General features: G+C 77.4%; 1 protein-coding gene. It reads left to right on the top strand.

What is annotated here, in order from left to right:
• The first annotated feature begins 193 nt into the window (after nucleotides 1-193).
• The gene (locus MXD60_RS26280; RefSeq protein ID WP_248822389.1) at nucleotides 194-391 is read left to right on the top strand and encodes a hypothetical protein; all 198 of its coding nucleotides are present in this window, start codon (nucleotides 194-196) and stop codon (nucleotides 389-391) included.
• The last annotated feature ends 224 nt before the right edge of the window (nucleotides 392-615 follow it).

The following is a 615-nucleotide window of genomic DNA, read 5'->3' as shown; positions in this document are numbered from 1 at the left end:
TCATATCCCTACCGGCAGATCAGCCGGCTGACACGGACCCGGAGGGAGACACCGCATGCAACCCGGTTTCCCCCGCCCGTCGCAGTCGCCTGCCGATGGCGTGCGGAGCCCGCCCACCCTGTCCGGGCCGGGGCCGCACGCACCGCGGGGAGAGGCGCCGCCAGCGCCGCCGGCGTCTCTCCCCGCACGTTGGATGGGCATCCCGAACGGCGTGATCGCGGGCGACGGCCCGACAGCGACCTACGCGGTCGTCGTCACGGACCCCGCCGGCGACGCCGTCGAGGTCCACCGCGGATGGGCCACGCCCGACGCGGCAGACGCCTACGCCCGAACCCTGGGCCACATCGCCGGCTACCGCGTCGCACCGCTGCGGCGCGCCGCCGGCCCCTGAGACGGCCGCCGGTCGGATCCCCCCGAGCCGGCCGGCGGCTCCCACCGCTGCCCTACCCGCGGCCCGCGGCCACTGCCGCCTCCAGGCCGGTGCCCGCGGGCGTCCATGCCGCGGGTAGGGCAGCACCCCCGCCCCGCTGATCACACCTGGAGATCCGTGTCCACCCTGCTCCACGCCGCCGCCGGGCCGATCGCCCCGGCCGGCGACCTGCACGCCGCCGAACT

Origin of the sequence: Frankia sp. AgB32 (assembly GCF_023243045.1) — a bacterium.
Taxonomy (GTDB): Bacteria; Actinomycetota; Actinomycetes; order Frankiales; family Frankiaceae; genus Frankia.
Note: the sequence above shows the minus strand (reverse complement) of the source record. Positions and strands in the feature narration are given on the sequence as shown.

What these genes read in the sequence shown, in the direction of transcription:
- MXD60_RS26280 (WP_248822389.1), top strand. Translation starts at nt 194, where the DNA reads ATGGGCATCCCGAACGGCGTGATCGCGGGCGACGGCCCGACAGCGACC.